The organism is Phytohabitans kaempferiae (assembly GCF_042433955.1).
Taxonomy (GTDB): Bacteria; Actinomycetota; Actinomycetes; order Mycobacteriales; family Micromonosporaceae; genus Phytohabitans; species Phytohabitans kaempferiae.
In genome coordinates, this window is record NZ_JBHLUH010000056.1 from 59,980 (window position 1) to 77,653 (window position 17,674).

The following is a 17,674-nucleotide window of genomic DNA, read 5'->3' on the forward strand; positions in this document are numbered from 1 at the left end:
GCCCGACCCGCGCTCGCTGTCACGCCGAACGCTTGCTCCCGCTACGCTCCGTCGCCCAGCAATGCATCCGCCGTCGTGATTCCCGCTTGACCGGCAGGCCCCGTTCCGGGCGGCGCCAACATGTTAGGTTGAGCGCGCTGTTCGCACGGTGACGGGGAGGTGACCAGCGTGACGGCCCCGGGCGGCCTCAGTCTGGCCAGGGTAACGGTCGCGGCGCCGAAGAGACGCATGGACGTCGCGCTGCCCGACAACCTCATCGTCGCCGAGTTGCTCCCGCACCTGTTGCGGCATGCCGGCGACGACCTCGGCGACGCCGGCGAGCGGCACGGCGGCTGGGTCCTGCGCCGTGCCACCGGCGCCGTGCTCGAGCCGACGCGCAACCTGTCCGTCCAGGGCGTGCGCGACGGCGAGCTGCTGCATCTCGCGCCCCGCCGGGAAGACTGGCCGGAGCTGGCATACGACGACGTCGTCGAGGTGATCGCGAGCGGTGCCCGCCGGGCCGGCCGCTCCTGGGGCGGGCCGGCCACGCGTGCCTGCGGGCTGGCGGTCACCAGCGCGATCCTGCTCGCCGGCCTGGTCGTGCTCCTGATGTCGGGCCCGTCGTGGGTCCTGCCCGGCAGCGTCGCGATCGGCGTCGCCGGTGTGCTGGCGGTCCTGGGCATCCTGCTGTCGCGGGCGATGGCCGACGCTTCCGCCGGCGCGGTGGTGGCGGCCGCCGGTCTGCCGTACGCGTTCGTCGGCGGCGCGGTGCTCGGTGCGCCGAGTGACACCGCGCTCACCGACATGGGTGCGCCCAGCGTGCTGCTCGGCTCCGGCGCGCTGCTCGTCTTCAGCGTCATCGGATACACCGGTGTGGCCGCGGTGCAGCGCCTCTTCATGGCCGGGCTGGCCACCAGCCTCGCCGGCCTGCTGGGCGCGCTGATCTGCCTCGCCGGCGCCTCTCCACAGGGCGCCGCGGCGGTCACGCTCACCACGGTGATCGGCCTGCTCCCCAGCTACCCGCTGATTTCCAGTGGGATGGGGCGGCTGCCGGTGCCGGAGCTGCCCGACAAGCCGGAGGCGATCCTCGAAGACCGCCCGGTGCCCAAGCGCGCCGACGTCTTCTCCGCGGTGGCCCGCGCCACCGAGCTGCTCAGCGGGCTCAACCTGGCCGCCGCGATCAGCTCCACCGTGGCGATCCTCTACCTGGTGCTCCAGGACAGCGGTGTGGCGGCCAACCTGCTGACGTTCTCGGCCGCGACCGCGCTGCTGCTCCGCGCCCGCCTCTTCGCCCTGCCGCAGCAGCGCGTGCCGCTGCTGGCGAGCGGCATCCTCGGCATGGCCCTGCTGCTGTTCAGCTTCGCGGTCGACGCGGAGGCGGGCGGCCGGCTGCTGGTGCTGGTGATCGCCATCCTCGTGGCGGGCGGCGTGCTCGCGGCGGGCCTCGTGTACAGCCGCCGCGCTCCCTCGCCCTACCTCGGCCGGGGCGCCGACATCATCGACGTGCTCGCCATCATGGCGCTGATCCCGCTGGCGTGCGCCGTGATCGGCCTGTTCGGCGCGATCCAGGGGCTGTTCGCCTCGATCGGCGGGTGACGTGCGATGGCGACGCGGCGGGATCAGCTCCACTCGTACCAGTTCCTGACCCAGCGGGTCATCTCCGCGTTCGTAATGCGCGAGACCGACCCGCAGCAGTCCCCGCTGCGCCGGGGCGTCGGCGCGGTCTTCGGCGGGGTGATGGTGGCGATCCTGGTGGCCGCCGGCTTCGGGATCTACGGCATCCTCACCAAGGTCGGCAGCGACGGCTGGAAGACCGAAGGCGCCGTGGTCATCGAAAAGGAGACCGGTGCCAGCTTCGTCTACGTCCAGGGCGTGCTGCACCCTACGCTCAACTTCGCCTCCGCCAAGCTCGCCGCCGGCCGCCCCAGCTCACAGGTCTTCCGCGTCTCCGGCAACTCGCTGAGCGAGGTGCCGCGGGGCAACACGGTCGGCATCCCGGGCGCGCCCGATTCGTTGCCGGCCGTCAAGAAGCGCATCGGTCTACCGTGGACAGTCTGCACCACGCCCCGCACCGACGACGCCGGCCGGGCCATCACGGTGGTGCGGCTCGCGGTCGGGCGCGGTGTCACCGGCGGTCGCCAGCTCGCGGAGACCGAGGGCGTACTCGTGCAGGACAGTGTCGAGCGCACCACCTACCTGATCTACCGCGGCCGCCGACACCTGGTCCAGGACCCAGCCAACCTCGTGCGGGCGATGTTCGGCGAGGTGCGCATCGCGCCGGTCGGGTCGGCGTGGATCAACGCGCTGCCGACCGGCAACGAGATCCAGACCATCGTCGTGCCCGATCGCGGAAAGTCCTCCAGCGAGATGCCGGGGCGGGAGATCGGTGAGGTGCTCACCGCCCAGACCGCCGCGGGCGAGGCGCACTACCTGGTCTTCGACGACGGCATCGCCGGCATCACGCCGCTCCAGCTCGCCATCCTCGGCGCGCAGGCCGGCCTGAAGCGCGAAGACGTGCCGGTCTCTGAGATCAACAGCGCCCCGACCAGCAGCCGCCTACGCCCGCCGGCCAACGACGCCGGCGCGGCCCCGCAGTCCGCGCCGACGCTCGTCCCGGCCAGCAGCGAGCAGATCTGCGCCGTCACCTCCGACGGCCGCACTCCCCCCTCCTTCCTGGTGGGAGGCACCGTCGAGGGCCTGGACACGGCCGCGCCGACGCAGGCTTCCGCCACCAACGGCGACCCGCTCGCCAACGCCGTGCTGGTGCCCTCCGGCCGGGTCGCGACCGTGCGCGTGCTCGCCTCGCCGACCGCCGAGACCGGTGGCTACTTCGTCGTGACCGACACCGGCATCAAGTACGCGGTGCCGAGCGCCGAGGTGCTGGAGCTGCTGGGCTACCCCGCCGCCGAAGCTATCGAGGTGCCCAGCGCGCTGCTGCAACGCCTCCCGACCGGACCGACGCTCGACCCCCTCGAGGCCGTCAAGTCCGCGGCGTCCTAGAGGATTCAAGAGACAGATCCGGGCTACCGCGACGTCCGTCGCGGTCCAGGCCGCTGCTCCCGCAGCCGCACCCTCCGCGATCCACAACCCCGCCCGTCCTCGCCCCGACACCGAAAGCGAGGTGTGTTCAGAGCGTTACCCAGAAAGCCTCAGTGGCGACCCGTCAACGCGCAGCGACGGTCTCAAGTATCCGAATGCGATGATCCAGAAGGGTGCAGTCGCCGGACGATTCGTAAGATCACCTGGTGGGATAACACGCCCGCGGCGGCGTTGACAATGGCGAGCGCGGACGCACCAAGCAGTTCCGCCTCGATGCTCATGGCGTCGGAAGCGACGAGTACGGCCGGCCAGCCTACAGCGGCGGCGGCGAGCGTCGAGCGCCACCAGCGTCCGAATATGAGGCCAAACAGGATTAGCGTCGGGATCACGGCAGGTCCTTTCTTGGCGACTAGACCCATGGCGCTTCATGACCAGGATCGGGAGACACACTCCAGCACCGGCATAGTGAGCATCAGCGCAGCACCGGTCGGCGAAGGCTGCCACGATGCGGGCCACCTGGTCCGGCGCGCGGAGGTTGGCGCCGTGGCCCTGACCGTGCAGCGCCGAGCGGTGCGTCGGTGAGGAGTGGCGGCACCGTCGGTGGTCGCCACCACCGTCGTGCCGTCAGCCGCTCGAATGCTCATCATGATGCCTGCGCGCGGTGGTGCAGCGTTCCGTGGAGGAAGCGGTCTGGGCGGGCCAGCGTGACCGTACCGGGCCGCCCGGGCAGGAGTCCGTCAAGGTCGGTGATCGGCAGGCAGCCCGGTGCGGTGTCCGGATGGTGCAGGGCGAGCAGGACCGCGTCGGGTGGGATGTCGGTGGCGACGGTGCGTGGGTCGCAACCGTGGCCGATGTAGGCCCATCGGTATCCGATGACGTCGTCCAAGCGCGTCGGTGGCCCGCTGTTGACGGTGATGCGGGGGTTGGGAAGCATCCGGCCGGCGTCTGGAAGCGGTCCCGCGACGGCACGGGGCAGCCGGCGGGCGGGCATGGGTCGGCCGCCGAGGCGGGTGCTGATCCCGGGCAGCGCCCCCACGATCCGCAGTACCGCCCGGGAGAGCCGCATGGTGGTGTGGTTGCGGGTCTGCACGAGCCGGCCGATCCGCAGCGCCAGCGCGATGGTGCGTTCGACGTCGGGCCGGCGTTCACGTTCGTAGCTGTCGAGCAGCCGCGGATCGGCGGCGTCGTTGACCACGTCGGCGAGCCGCCAGGCCAGCGAGACAGCGTCGCGGATCCCCATGCCGAGACCGAGACCGGCGAATGGCGGCATGGTGTGGGCGGCATCGCCGGCCAGCAGGACACGCCCGTCGCGCCATCGGTCGGCGGTGCGGGCGTGGTAGGTGTAGACGGTGGCGCGCTCGACATCCAGGTCGCCGGGCTCCACCCAGTCGGCGATCAGCCCCCGCACGGATTCGGCCGCGGCCATGGTCTGCGGGTCCTCGCCGGGCAGCAGCATCCACTCCCACCGCCACCGATCAGGCTGGGACATGGCCACGAGCGGGCGTGCCGGGTCGAGCACGAACGCGATGCTCGGTCCCGCGTCCACGGCGCCGCCCACGCCCCGTGCCGGGCCGGCGCCGGCCCGGACTGCGGCGTCGACGACGAGCCACGGTTGCGGGTACGTCTCGCCGGGAAAGCCGATGCCGGTCTCGACGCGCACGGTGCTGCCGGCGCCGTCGCAGCCCACCAGCCACTGGGCGGTCACGCGGCGGCCGTCGTCGAGCAGCGCGGTGACCCGGTCACCGTGTTGCTCGACGCCGCGTACGCTGCGCCCGGCGTGAATCCGGACGTGGCCGGTCGCCGCGGCAGCAGTCCACAGCCCGGCCTCCAGCGCGGGCTGGTCCAGCCGGACGAGCTGCGGATGCCCGAACGCCCGCGCAGTGTGCTCGATCATGAGCAGGGGCCGGTGGTCCGGGCCGACGGCGCCGTTGCGGGCCACCGGCGTCGCCCACTGCGCGAGCGGTGGCAGGCCGGGCACCATCGCCAGCGCGCGGATCGCCTCGATGTCGAGCACGGCGGCGCGCGGCTTGGGGTACGGCTGGTCCTGCGGCTCGATCACGGTGGTCGGCACGCCCCGGCTGCCGAGCAGCGTGGCCAGCAGCGCACCAACAGGACCCATCCCCGCCACGACGACCGCAGTCTCCATCGGGTCATCGGTGTCCACGGTATTCCCCGATCCATTGTCCGAATTCCCCGATCCATTGTCCGAGCACGTGGCGGTCGAGCAGTTCCATCGACCCCGGCGGCACGCCCAGGGTGCGTTCGACGATGTCCGTGTAGGCGCTCACCACAGCGTCGACCGCCGGCAGGTCCGCATGGTCGAGCAGCAGCCGCCCGGTCGCGTCGACCATGTCCTGCACGATGGCCACCAAGGCGGCAGCGACCGGCTCAGGATGCTCGACCCGGAAGACACCGGCGGCGGTGCCCTGCGCGAGGATCGGCGCGAGCAGCGGCCCGAACCGCCGGACACCGGCCACCCGGGACCGCTGCATCACCACGGCGTTGTCATCGGAATAGAGCACCCGCAGCGCCGACAGGAACGCCCGGTCACAGATCCTGCCGCCGGCCAGCACTGCCAAAACCTGCCCGAGGCGGTCCAGCGGCGATCGGTCGTCGGCCGCGACGATCGGCGCCAACCGCTGCTCGAACGCGTCGATCGCACGGTCGATGAACGCGTCGAGCAGCGCCGGTTTGGAGTCGAAGTAGTGGTAGAAGGCGCCCTTGGAGATGCCGAGATCGTCCAGCAGGTCCTGAATGGTCATCTGCTGGTAGCCCTTGACCGCGATCAGCCGATAGGCAGCGGTGAGGATCGCGTCACGCCGCGCGGCGTAGTCACGCTCATTGACCGTCCGGACCACATCGCCTCCATAAACCGACCGACGGTTTATTTTTAGCACGCGGCGCAAGCGGTCCTGGCCAGCAGGTGCGCTCAGCTGTGACTGTATGTAGTGCCGGGTTTAGGTGGTCCGGTCGTGTTCGATGTGGAGGATGACCAGGGCTGCGGCGACCATGGCGCCGATCTTCCAGGGGCAGACGCTGATGTTGCACAGTGCTTTCAACGTGGTCTTGAGCAGGCTGTTGCTGAGTGGCATTGGGTCCGGATCACGACGAACATCGCGGCAGCCCACATCTGTCCCTTGGAAATAGCGAGCCGCCCGCGGTCGACGGCGAGCGGAGCGCTACTGCTGGGGATAGCTCTGCTGGGGCGGGAAGAGCTGCACCGGCGGACCGGGCTCCTCCGGCTCGACCTCCTGGATCGGCGCAGGCGTGACGGTCGAACGCCAGAAGCGTCGCCGGCCACGCGGGCCCACCAGCGCGACGACCAGCACGATGAGTACGACCGCGACCGCGATCCCGGTGCCGATCAGGGCTAGCTGGCGGGCGCGGGCCCAGGCCGGTGACTCGTCCGACACCGGGTCGGGCAGGTTGGGCAGGGCCTGCGGCGAGCTGGGCGCCAGTCGCGCGGTGACCGCCGCGTACGGGTCGACGACGCCGCTGCCGTATCCGGCTCCACCGGGCGAGGGGACGGCCGTGCGCTCGAGCTGGCTCCCGATGCCGCCGGTGTCCCGCATGTTGCCGCGGCGGGAACGCACCAGCACCGCCGCCGCGGCCACGAAGCCGCACGCCACGCCCGTGCCGCTGGTGACGCCCATCCCGCCGGCGCGGGTGAGCGTCAGCACGTTGTCGCCGGGCGCCACCAGGTCGACGTCTTCGCCGCGCTGGGACTTGGGCCACAGCACGCCGGTCTCGCGGATCGCGCCGACGCCGACCACACCGTCGTAGGCCGCGGGGTACGACGGCGGGACCAGCCCGCGCTCGTCGCCGAGGTCGCCCACGGCGGCCACGACGACCACGCCCTTGGCGAGAGCGCTGGCCACCGCACCCTGCAGGACGGGGCTGTCCTTGTAGGTGATCGTGGAGACCGCGATGACGCTGGCCCCCCGCTCGACCGCCTCGTTGATGCCGCGCGCGAGCACCTGGGGCTCGGTGCCGGGGCTGCTGGAGAAGCGCTCGGCCACGACCCGGATCGGCAGAATCGACACATCCGGGGCCAGTCCGATAAACCCGACAGATTGCTCCTGCCCGGCCGCGATCACGCCGGCCACCTGAGTGCCGGTGCCGAGACAGTCGTCATCGGCCGGGCCACTGCCCGCCACCGCGTCGAAGCCGGCCAGCACCCGCCCGCCGAGCTGCGGATGGCTGGCGTCGACACCGGAGTCGAGCACCGCCACGATCTGGCCGCCACCGCGCGTGAACGGGCGGACCCGCTCCGGCCCCAGCATCCGCTGGGGCCACGGCACCTCGGCGACGGTGGGGCCGGGCTCGACGCACCGCTGGTTGGCCGGCGCGCGCGGCGCGGCCACCGCCGGGACGGCGCCGGCACCGACCATCGCGGCCGCGATACACAGCACAGCGGTGGTACGGGCGAAGCGGCTCACGCCCCGCACCGCCGCTCGTCGTGCACGCGGGCCATCTCCGGCGCCATCGGTCCCCCTCTGGTCACAGATCGCGGAAGCGGTCTTCCAGCTCGTCCGCGAAGTTGCGCCGAGACCGCTCCAGCTGCTCGCGGCGGAACAGCGCCGGATTTTCCTCGTAGGCCGCGCGGCCGTGCGGGGTCCAGAACGAGGACTCCGGCACCGCGTCGCCGCCCTCGGGGATGAACTTGAGAACCTCGCCGAAGGCCGCCACCGCCAACACGAACGAGCGCTTGCGCTCCGCGTCGACCGCCGGGTCGCCGGAGAGCGGCGACGAACCGTCCTGGATGCCGAGGTCGGCGATGAGCCGCCACTCCCCCGGGTCGAGCAGCTGGGAGTGCTCCGGGCCGCCGAAGAACACCGCGTCGTCGGGGCCGGGGATGCTCGGCCGCTCGGGCAGCCGGAAGACGAACTCACGCGGCGCCTGGCAACCCCCGCAGACCCCGCTGTATCGCCGGGCCGGCTCGCCCCCGTCGTCGGTCAGCCCGCTCTCCCAGGCGACCTCGACGCTCCCGCAGCGCTCGCAGGGGTGCAGGTCCATGTACAGGTGGGCCTCGTCCCGCGTGCGGACGACTGGCAGCGCCATGTGCACCTCCCCGTGACAGACCAGCGCTCGTAAATCTAACCGATGCTAGCTTCTCCCCGTGGAGCTGCATCGCGCTGGCGGGGGCGACCGCAAGCTGGCCCTCGTCGGTCTTGTCTACGGCCTGGCCAGCTTCGCCGTCGGCGGCGCCTTCGCGATCGCCGGTGTCTGGCTGGTGTCGTTCGTCGTCTGGGTCCCCGGTCTGTTCTTCTTCGTGCTCGGGCTGATCCTGCTGACCGGATCGCTGCGTCCCTTCCGGATCGCGCTGAGCGACACCGGACTGGTGGTGGAGTCCGAGGGGCACCGCTTCGCCGGCCCGTGGAGCCAGGTCGACGGGATCAGCATCGAGCAGACCGTCCCGGTGGGAAGCCCGCCGCTCTCGCGTTCGCTGCTCGTGCTCTGGGTCGCCGAGGAGGTCCCGATGCGGCACGCGCCATCGTTCCCGCCGCAGGGCAACGGCCGCAAGGGGCACGTGATCGCGGAGATGGACAACATCCGGGAGACGCACAACCAGGTCGCCGAGGCGCTCCGCCGCTACGCCGGGGAGAAGTTCAGGTCGCTGCGCTGACGATCGTCGCGGCGAGCTGCACGCGGTCGTCGCGCAGGTACACGTCGTCGATCCGGATCGTGAGCCCGCGCGGCAGGATCAGCTCGCGCTCGTTCGGATGGTGGCTCTGCCGCCCCATCCACAGCGACCGCGTGCCCTTCGGCGCGACCAGGCGCAGCCAGCAGCCGGTGTGGTACGCGGGCGTGGCGCCCAGCGACACGGAGAGGTAGCCGGGCTCGGTGTGGGTACTGCCGGCGAGCGCCCGCACGTCGGCCACGCCGCCCGCCACGTGCCGGATGTGCTCGACGCCGCGCAGCGTCTCCAGCGACTCCGGCAGCGGCGCCGACACGGCCTGGTCGAGCAGGCGGTAGCGCTCGACGAAGTCCCCGTACCGGGGCGGCGAACCGAATATCCCGGCGAGATCGGCCGCGCGCGCCGGGTCGGCCAGCAGCCGCGCGAGCAGTGCCGGCGGGTCGCCGTCCTGAAGCAATCCATTGTGGACGTCGGGCGCACGGGTGTAGTCGTACGCCGCCTGCTGCACGGTGTTGAGCCCGGCCGGCGGCGAGCCGGTCCGCGGCGGCGCGGCGGGCTCGACCGGCGTGGCGGGCAGCCCCACCGGCCCGGCCAGCTCGATCAGCTCGGCGAGGCTGCCGAGCGCGCGTACCGGCGCGGCGGCGGCCCGCCCCGCCCGCGGGTCGTCCGGCAGCTCCGCCAGCTCGCGCAGCGCCTCGCCCGGCGCGCGGCCGGCCGCCTTCGCCGCGGACAGGCGGCGCAGCCACGGCGTGCCCGCATTCCAGCCGGCCGGTCCGGCGGCGCCGCGCTCGACCCAGCCGGCCGCACCGTCCACATCAGACGCCCAGAGGTAGCCGAGCGTCTCGTCGCCGCGCGCGACCGGCAGGTACGCCACGGGTCCGGTGGCCGCCTCCGCGTACCGGTCGGGCAGCTGGACCGGGCGGAACCTCGGGTCACCCCAACGGTTCACGGTGCCTTCCGGCTGGCCGGGCCGGTGGAGCTGCCCGCCACGCCGGTCGAGCGCCGTGCCGCCGCGGACCGCACCGCGCCGCTCACGCGCCCTCCGGCGTGCGGGCGATCTCCTTCAGCGCGTCGAGGCTCGCCGCCTCGCGCTCCTCGGTGCCCGCCTCGCCCGCGCCGCCCGCCGGCTGCCCGGCCCAGCGGCGCAGCGCCTCCAGCGGCGCGACCCCCTCGCGGGCCGCCTCCTCGAGCCGGGCGACCCAGGCGCCCCACACGTCGTTGTCCTCGACGTCGAAGCCGCGCCGCTCGTACGAGGCGGCGTCGTCGGTGGTGGACGCCCACAGGTAGCCCATCGTGCGGCCGTCCTTGACCACCGTGAGGTAGCGCACCGGCGCCTCGGTGACGGTGCGGTAGCGCGGGCGCAGGCGCGGGCTGGACGTGGCGATCTTCGGCTCCCAGCCCTGCGAGCGGTCGAGCGGCGTGCCGTCGGGCAGGTACCCGTACGGCGCGGGCGGCAACTCGGTGATGTCCGGCGGCGAGCCGGGATTGGCGATCTCACCGAGCGCCCGCTTGCTCGGCGCCTCCCGCGGGACCGCATCGGCCGGGATCGCCCCCGCCTCAGGGTCTGGCGGGGCGCCGATCCACCGCCGCAGCGCCTGCTGCGGGGTCAGCCCCTCGGCCTCGGCCTCGCGCAGCCGCCGGCTCCACGCGATGGCCGCGTCGAGGGAGCGGTCGAGCGGCTCCTCCAGCACGCGAAGGAAGCTCGCCGCGTCGTCGGCAACAGCGGCCCACAGGTAGCCGACGGTCTCGCCGTCACGCAGCACCGGCACGTACTGGATCGCGCCGTCGGTCAGCGCCCGGTAGCCACCGTGCGGGTACGGCTCGGAGACCATGCCGGGCGGCGGCGGGGGCGGCGGCACGTCCCACGGTGGGGTGTAGCCGTCGCTCTGCCTGCCGTCCCCGTTCATCGCTCCGTCTCCTTCGCCTCGACGCGCGTACGCAACCCTACGGCACCACCGGGCGCTGGACCGTGGCGATGAGCTCGAAGATGCCGCCCGGTCCACGTCGTACGCCCACGATGGTGTATTGCGCGTCCCGGGGCAGGATCAGCTCCCGCTGGTCCGGATAGACACTGTTGCTCCCCATCCAGATCGCCGGGTTGCCCCGCGGGACGTCCAGTACGAGCCGGAACGGATGGCTCTCTCCGCTGAACGCGGCCGTGGCGCCGAGCGAGGTCGACATGTACCCGTTCGCCGGTTGGGTACTGCCCACCAGGCGGCGCTCGATGTCTTCGACGGTGAGTGGCTGCCCGTACTCGTTGAGCCAACGCCCGCCCTCGTCCTGCCGGAAGTTCATCGGGTTGCCGGCGGGGTCGCGCATGAAGTTGATTTCCTGGAGCCCGCGGTGCGCCTGCACGCCGTACCGCAGGGGCGTGGCCGCCATCGCCTGGTCGATGAGGTCCATGCGGGCCCGGATGTCGTATTCGGTCGGGAAGCGCCCGCCGAAGGTGCGGATGAGCATTCCGCGCACGCCGTCGTCGGTGGCGAGCCGGTGCAGCACCGCCGCCTGCCGGGCCGGTGGCTCGCTCAGCACGCGGTCGACCAGCCACCGCTCCAGGGTGCCCGGCGCGGGGTCACGCTGGGCGCGAGCGTACACATCGGACAGTGTTGGGATGTGGCCGCCGAAAAGGCCGCGCACCAAGTCGGCCGTACCGGCGTTGTCCCACCAGCCCTGGAGCACGCCGGCCGCGTCGTTGGTGCGGGAGATCGTGTTGTACGGCCACGAGTGCCGCGTGTACTCCCGGATCGCCGCCTGCTGGTCCGGCGGGAGGCGGTTGAAGTCCTGCCCGAGCAGGTCCTCCCCGAACGCCTCGCCGGCGGCGTCGCTGTCGAACTCCCAGACGCCGTTCTGGTTGAGGTGGCCGTACTGCGCGGGGTGCGGACCCGGCGGCGGCCCCGGATCCGGGACGGCATGCCGTGGCGCGTGCTCTCCGGTGGTGTAACCGTCCATTGTGGGCGTCCGCGGCGCCGGCACGGAAGGAGGCGGAGGCACGGACGGAGAAGGAGGCGGCGGAGGCGGGGGCGTCCACGGGCCCGGTGGGACGCGTGGCGCGGGCGGGGCCGGGACCGGTCCGGGCGAGGTACGCGGACCGGCGGCCGGGAACGGCAGCGTGTGCGACGGGTATCCGAGCCGCGCGAGGTCGCGGTCGATCCCCATCAGCTCCTGCCGGATGACGAGCTGCTCCGCCGTCGAACGCGTGGCGTGGAACTGCCGCAGCAGCAGCTCCCGCTCATTGAGGCGGGCCCGCACGTGCCCGTCGCCGTGCGTAACGTCGGGGTGGGGCGCCGGCACCTCCCGGCCGAACGCTCGCAGGATCGTGTCGACCAGCCGGCGCACCACACCGTGCGGCCGCTGCTGGTCGAGCGCCGCCCGTACGTGGATGGTCTCGGTGATCTCGTGGACCCAGGCCCGGGTGAGCTGCTCCGGCGCGACCCGGTGGTTGACGACGGTGACATGCGGGTCGTCCGGCGTGCCGGCCCGCACGGTCGTCTCCGCCACGTTGGGGATGCCCTGCCCGACCAGGGGACGGAAATACGCCGAGCGCCCGTCGGCCGTGTCCACGCGGACGAGGTCGCCCTCCGGCACGACGCGGACCACGCCCTCGCCTCGGAAGTACGTCGGGTCGACCCGCCCGGCCGCCCACCGCAACTCCTCCGGCGACACGTCCGGCACGTGCCCGGCGCGCCCGTCCGGCACGAAGTCGGTGTACGCGATCGGGCTCGCCGTGTGCCTCGGCCCGCTCGGGACGGGAACGCCGGCCGGCGCGTCTACGCCGCGTACACTCCCCGCTCCGGCCAGCTCGCCTTGCTGCGGTAGTGGCGCACTATCTTCACCAGCACCGCGCCGAACGCCGGGTTCCGGTCCCCATCCAGCGGGCGCCCCTCCTGGGTCTCCTTCAGGATGACCAGGCGGCGGTCCATGCTCTCCGCGAACCCGAACATGTACTCCACCTCCCGACCGTCCTCGCGGACCTTCTGAAAGTCGATCAGCACCGCCATCGGACCCCCACGAAACCTCCAGGCTCTCCCCGGTGCGCCCGGGAATCTCCGCTTCCCAGTTGTACCGCTGGTTGGCGTACGCGTGCGCCTCACGGTACGTGACGCCGGGGTTGGCCCGCATGTAGTCGGCCTCGGCCCGCTCGTGCTCCAGCAGCACGAAGTCGGAGGGGAGCGCCCGCCCCTCGCGCAGCCGGATCCACGCCTCGGCGATGTCCGGCGAGGCGTCGAACCGCCGGCGCACCAGCCCTTCGTCGTAGTCTTCGATGAGGTGTTCGTCGCGCATCAGGTGCTGCTTGATCCGCGCGATCTCCTCCGGCGTGTATCCGCGCGTGCCGTCCGGCCGCTCGACGTCCGCCAGGTGGCGGGCGATGTCGGGCACGTCGGCGTCGTCGGCGCGGAAGCGGTCGTACGCCTGCTCCGCCCACTCCCAGGCGGCCATCTCGTCACGCGGGCGGATCGCGCCGCCGGTGAAGCTGTCCGGCTCGCCGGTCAGGTCGGTGGGGCCGTCCGCATCGACTCGAGGATGCGGGATATAGCCGTCTCCGCCGGCAGCGACTCCGTCCCGGTGATCTCCAGTGCCAGGCGCTCCGCCGTCGGCCGGTCGATCGCCTCCGTGCGGCCCCGGTGCGTCCGGTCGAAGATCAGCCGATTGACCAGGTCCGGGTTGTACTGCCACTTCCCCTGCGTGTGATCCCAGATCAGGGCGCCCCCATGGACCGGATCCAGGACGCAGATGCCCTTCGCCGGGCCCGAGCGGTCCCTCGTCTCGTGGATCGCGTAGTACGCCAGCATCCTCTGCCCTCACCTGGTCGACCGCCGGCAGGTCCGGCAGGTCCGATCCGCGCAGCCCGAACTGGGCGGCGACGTCGTCGAGCGTACGGCCCTGCGCGGCCAGCGACTCGCCGTACGCCCGCCAGACCTGCGGGTTGTCCCGCGCCCACGCGGCGAGGCTGAGGTCGTACGGCGGCCACCGGTCAGCCAGCCCGGGCGGCGGGGCCTGGCGGGACAGCCCGACACTCTCGAGGTATCCGAGGTCGGCCAGCAACGCCTCGACCCGGGCCACCGGCGTCTCGGTGGGAAGCCGCGCCACCTCGTAGAAGCCGTGCGTCGCCCGGCTCGCCTCCCACGACCGCGCGGTCGGAAACTGGAGCTCCATAAGCTGGCCGCCAGGCGCGCGCAGGGTCGTGCTCAGGCCGTGGAACGTGTTACCCGGCGCCCAGTAGTTCTCCACCTCGACCAGCGTGTAGCCACGCGCGCCAAGGTCGGCGAGGACCGCGTCCAGCACCGGCGTGTACGCCGCACCGGTGGGCAGTTGGAGCGAGAAGCGGACCGCGTCGGTGACCGTTTCGGCGAACCGCGCGGCGCTCTGGCCGACCGCGATGCCCTCGTCCCGGAACTTGCGGGCCAGCGAGTCGAACTCCTTGACCCGGTGGTCCTCGCCGAGCAGGCGTACCTCGCCCGACGGATGACCCTGGCTCTCCAGCGCGCGGGACATCCGGGCGGCGATGTTGTTGAGGTCGCCCATCACCCGGTCGGCGACGGTGTGCGCGGTGCCGAGCAGCTTGGTGAGCGTGCGTACCTGGTCGGCGGTGAGCTCGGTGACCGGGTCGGCGCCCGGCGGGTCGGCCAGCTCCGGCAGCGGCCCGTCGTCTACCGGTCGCCGGTCGCCCCCTCCAGGAACATCCGGTGCAGCTCCTCCTCGGTCGGCAGCTCCACTCCCAGGCTCTCCCGCGAGACCCGCTCCGCCGTCGCCCGGTCCACCGGGGCGTGCTCCTCCAGCCTCAGGTCGTCGTAGAGGAGCCTCGCCGCCGGTCCCGGAGCGTAGATCCATCTCCCCTTCCGGCCGCTCCACAGCAACGCCCGGAGGGGCTGGTCGAGATCCACCCAGGTCGCGATCACGTTGACTATCGGCCCCGGTGCCTTCTCCCGGAAGACCACGTGGTAGCCGAACGTCACCATCTCCCAGCCCCAATCTCTCGCCGCGCGGGAAGTCCGCGGGCCCGAGCCCGTACCCCGCCACGACATCCGCGAACGTAACACCCTGCTCGGCCAGGCGGCGTTGGTACGGCTCCCAGACGTCCGGGTTCTTGCGCGCCCACTTCTCGAAGCTGGTGTCGATCGGCTCCGGCAGCCGGTCCAGCCCGGTCGGCATGTCGTGCGAGATCCCGGCCTGCTTGTTGAGCCGCAGGATCGAAAGGAGCGCGGCGACGCGGTCGGCCGCCGAGGCCGACTCCAGGCGCACCACCTCGTACAGCGCGTGGGTCTGCTTGCCCAACGCGCGGGACGCGGCGGTCGGGAACTGCACCTCCAGCGTGAAGCCGTCCGGCGTACGCAGGGTCACGTTGACGCCGTTGTGGCGGTTGCCCGGCTGCCAGAAGTTCTTCACGTCGGCGACCTGGTATCCGCGCGCGGCCAGGCTGTCCAGCACGGTCGTGACGACCTCGCCGTACCGGTGCTCGGGCGTGAGCACGGAGAAGCGCACGCGGTCGTTGACCTCCGCCAGGAAGTCCGCGGCCGTGACGTCGAGGTTCTTCACGTCCTGCGCGTCGGTGAACTTGCGGGCCAGCGAGGCGACTTCCTTGACCCGGTACTGCTCGTCGACCGTCCGCGGCTGGTCCGCGTCGGAGAAACCCTCCAAGCGGCCGGTCACGTCGTGCAGGTCGGCGAGGACCGCGTCGGCGACCGGGCGGGCCTGCGCCACCGAGTCGACCAGCGCCTGGCGGTCGCTCGGGTCGAGCTCGTCGAGCAGCCGCCGCTCCGCCTCGCGCGGGTCGAGGGGCGGCGACTCCCCGTCCGGCCGCTCGCCGGCCGGCGTCGAGCCGTCCAGGCGCTCGGTGGCCGGCGGCGGCGGGTCGGGGCGGCGGGTCGCCGCGTCCGGCGGCGGCAGCATCTCCGGCGGCGGTGGCGGCGTCGCGGCGTCCGGCCTCGCCGTCTCGCCGCGGGCGTGGAACGGGCCGCCGTCGGTGACCGGCTTGACGCCCTTCCAGTTGGAGCCGAGCAGCGCGTCCTTGCCGATCCAGGTGGCGTCCCGGCCGTGCTGGCCACTCCAGCCGGCGCGGGCCACGTCGTACGGCGTCGGGTAGTCGCCGCTGCCGAACGGATTCCGGGCCGCCCGCTCCAGGATCTGCTGCCCCGCCTCGTGCTGCCGCCGCATCTCGCCGAGCAGCGCGTCGGGGTCGCTCTGGCCGTACCTGCTGCGCAGCGCGTCGATGTCTACTGTGGAGTCGCCGGCCGCCCACTGGGAGACGGCCCGCGCGTCCGCCTGGACCCGGCGCATCTCGGTGCGCAGCCGGTCGAAGACGGCCTCGGCCCGGTGCTGGCTCCCCGGCGCCCAGTCGTAGCCGGCCCGTGCCCACGCATAACCGCCCACTGTGGACGCCGCGTGGATCTCGATGTGGGAAACGCCGGAGTAGCGGTACCAGCCCTCCATGAACCGGTTCCACTCGGCGGCGAAGCCCCGCCCCTGCGCGCTGTCGCTGAGCTTCAGCGTCACGTGCTCGACCGAGATGCCGCCATCCGGGTCGCGGCGGAACACACGCACGATCCGCCCCACCTGCCCGTGCTCCGGATGGACCACGTCCAGACGTACGGTCACGTCATTGCGGTAGACGCTCACCGCGTGCGGGTCGGAAAGGTCGACCCGCACCCGCATCCCGCCGAACTCACGGCCGTCGAGCAGGCGCGCGAACTCCTCGCGGACCGCGCTCTCCCACCGCGACACCTCCGCGTCGGTCTGCGGGAGCAGCTCGTCCAGCGACGGCGGTCGCCCTTCGCGCCGCCAGGGCGGGTCGTTCCAGTGCCCGTCGTGCGACGGCTCCGTCGTCGGCTCCGGCCGCGCCGTTCCACCATCCACATCGGATACGACCCGCGAGGTGTCCCGGTCGACGGTCGGCGACCGGTCGGTTGGCGACGGCTCCGGCGCGGGCGCCGGCGGCGGCGGTGTGTACGTCGGCGGCGGCGGAGCCGCGTGCCGCGGAGTCGGCGGCGGCGGTGGCGGGGCGGGCGACGGCGGTGCGTGCCGCGGCGCGTACGGAGGCGGCTGCGGTGCCGTCCGCGGCGGCGTAGCCCACGGGTTCGGCGGAGGCGGGGGCGGTGGGGGCGGTGTAACGTGCCGCGGTGCCGGCGGTGGCGGGGGCGCCGTGTAGCGCGGGGGCGGCGGCGGTGGCACGTACCGCGGCGGCGGGGCCGGCGCGAAGCGCGACACGGGCGGGTAGTTGAGCACCGGCGGCTGCGGCGGGAAGTGCGGCGACGGCCGGCCGCCGAAGCCGAACAAGCGGCCGATCCGGTCGAGCAGCCGCCGCCCGAAGCCCTGCGCCGCCCGCTCGGTGGCGACCCGCTGCTGGATGGCGTCCGCGATCTCGTTGACCAGCACGTGGTTGAGGTGGTGCGGCGGCACGTTCCGGTCGATCCGGATGACATGCGGGTCGTGCGGCGCTCCGGAGTGGACGGTCGAGCCGCCGTACCCGGACTCGGCGCGGAAGTGGTAGACCCGGCCGTCGTCGAGCGTGACGCGCACGTTGGGCCCGTCCGGCCGTACGTCGACGACCGGCCCGTTGCCGAACTGCTGCGGCGTCAGCCAGGCGGCCGCGATGCGTACCTGGTCGGTCGTCAGCCCATAGGTGGCGTCGGTTCGGGCCATATCCGGCGCCCGATGATCTGCCCCTCGTTCCTGGCCTCGCTGTACTCCGCCATCACCACGCGAATCGGCAAACTGGCGTGGGCCGTGATCACCCCGGTCCGGTCGATGATGTAGCTCCCCTGACCGATGTCCATCCCCTCGGCTCGCTCCTCCTCCGTGAGAAGCTCCATCGCCAGCCATCCGTGGTCGAACGGGTGGAGTGCTATCTGCGTGCCCGTCCCGAGGAGCCGGGTGATGAGTTCCCGAGCCTCGTCCTCGGTTATCTGGCGTTCCTGAGCCATGTGTCGGTCCCTGGTTGGTGGTGGACGTGTTGGCGATCGTCGCCGTGTTCGGCGGCGGTGGCGTAATCGGCGTCGGCGGCGCGGGCGGCGGCGGTGGCGT

At 72.7% G+C, this 17,674-nt stretch carries 12 protein-coding genes and 1 pseudogene; 3 read left to right on the forward strand and 10 right to left on the reverse strand.

What is annotated here, in order from left to right:
• The first annotated feature begins 168 nt into the window (after positions 1–168).
• Both eccD and eccB read left to right on the forward strand, forming a co-directional pair.
• A complete protein-coding gene (eccD, locus tag ACFFIA_RS25720) occupies positions 169–1,575 on the forward strand; it encodes a type VII secretion integral membrane protein EccD (protein ID WP_377254774.1) in 1,407 nt (468 codons plus the stop codon).
• A 6-nt stretch (positions 1,576–1,581) separates the two neighbouring features.
• Complete coding sequence (eccB, locus tag ACFFIA_RS25725) at positions 1,582–2,979, forward strand: type VII secretion protein EccB (protein WP_377254777.1); 1,398 nt, start codon at positions 1,582–1,584, stop codon at positions 2,977–2,979.
• Between the two features lie 182 nt (positions 2,980–3,161).
• Here the strand turns inward: eccB and ACFFIA_RS25730 are convergent, their stop codons facing one another.
• From ACFFIA_RS25730 to ACFFIA_RS25755, 6 genes and pseudogenes are all read right to left on the reverse strand, one after another.
• Entirely contained in the window at positions 3,162–3,407 is a 246-nt protein-coding gene (locus tag ACFFIA_RS25730; protein ID WP_377254780.1) for a hypothetical protein, read from the reverse strand.
• A gap of 254 nt (positions 3,408–3,661) precedes the next feature.
• Positions 3,662–5,182, reverse strand: coding sequence for an FAD-dependent monooxygenase (locus ACFFIA_RS25735; protein WP_377254783.1), 1,521 nt, complete (start codon positions 5,180–5,182; stop codon positions 3,662–3,664).
• Complete coding sequence (locus ACFFIA_RS25740; RefSeq protein WP_377254785.1) at positions 5,169–5,876, reverse strand: TetR/AcrR family transcriptional regulator; 708 nt, start codon at positions 5,874–5,876, stop codon at positions 5,169–5,171. Before ACFFIA_RS25740 ends, ACFFIA_RS25735 begins: the two co-directional genes overlap by 14 nt.
• A gap of 99 nt (positions 5,877–5,975) precedes the next feature.
• Positions 5,976–6,101 (reverse strand): annotated as a pseudogene (locus ACFFIA_RS25745) (IS5/IS1182 family transposase); the annotation flags it as partial.
• Between the two features lie 96 nt (positions 6,102–6,197).
• Positions 6,198–7,457, reverse strand: a complete 1,260-nt coding sequence (locus ACFFIA_RS25750) for a S8 family serine peptidase (RefSeq protein WP_377254787.1) — start codon at positions 7,455–7,457, stop codon at positions 6,198–6,200.
• Between the two features lie 61 nt (positions 7,458–7,518).
• Positions 7,519–8,079: a hypothetical protein gene (locus ACFFIA_RS25755; protein ID WP_377254790.1), complete on the reverse strand. Its 561-nt coding sequence runs from the start codon at positions 8,077–8,079 to the stop codon at positions 7,519–7,521.
• A 58-nt stretch (positions 8,080–8,137) separates the two neighbouring features.
• On the opposite strand from ACFFIA_RS25755, the gene ACFFIA_RS25760 reads away from it, so the two are divergent.
• A complete protein-coding gene (locus ACFFIA_RS25760) occupies positions 8,138–8,644 on the forward strand; it encodes a hypothetical protein (protein WP_377254793.1) in 507 nt (168 codons plus the stop codon).
• Here ACFFIA_RS25760 and ACFFIA_RS25765 read toward each other — a convergent pair.
• The 4 genes from ACFFIA_RS25765 to ACFFIA_RS42605 all read right to left on the reverse strand — a co-directional run bounded on the left by ACFFIA_RS25765 (position 8,628) and on the right by ACFFIA_RS42605 (position 17,574).
• Positions 8,628–9,605: an ADP-ribosyltransferase gene (locus ACFFIA_RS25765; RefSeq protein ID WP_377254796.1), complete on the reverse strand. Its 978-nt coding sequence runs from the start codon at positions 9,603–9,605 to the stop codon at positions 8,628–8,630. The genes ACFFIA_RS25760 and ACFFIA_RS25765 overlap by 17 nt on opposite strands.
• Before the next feature lie 82 nt (positions 9,606–9,687).
• Positions 9,688–10,563 (reverse strand): hypothetical protein, encoded by an 876-nt coding sequence (locus tag ACFFIA_RS25770; RefSeq protein WP_377254799.1) that lies wholly within the window; start codon positions 10,561–10,563, stop codon positions 9,688–9,690.
• Positions 10,564–10,600: 37 nt separating this feature from the next.
• Positions 10,601–17,293: an ADP-ribosyltransferase gene (locus tag ACFFIA_RS42600; protein ID WP_512700723.1), complete on the reverse strand. Its 6,693-nt coding sequence runs from the start codon at positions 17,291–17,293 to the stop codon at positions 10,601–10,603.
• Positions 17,263–17,574, reverse strand: coding sequence for an SUKH-4 family immunity protein (locus ACFFIA_RS42605; protein WP_512700724.1), 312 nt, complete (start codon positions 17,572–17,574; stop codon positions 17,263–17,265). The genes ACFFIA_RS42600 and ACFFIA_RS42605 overlap by 31 nt, the downstream gene beginning before the upstream one ends.
• Positions 17,575–17,674 lie beyond the last annotated feature (100 nt).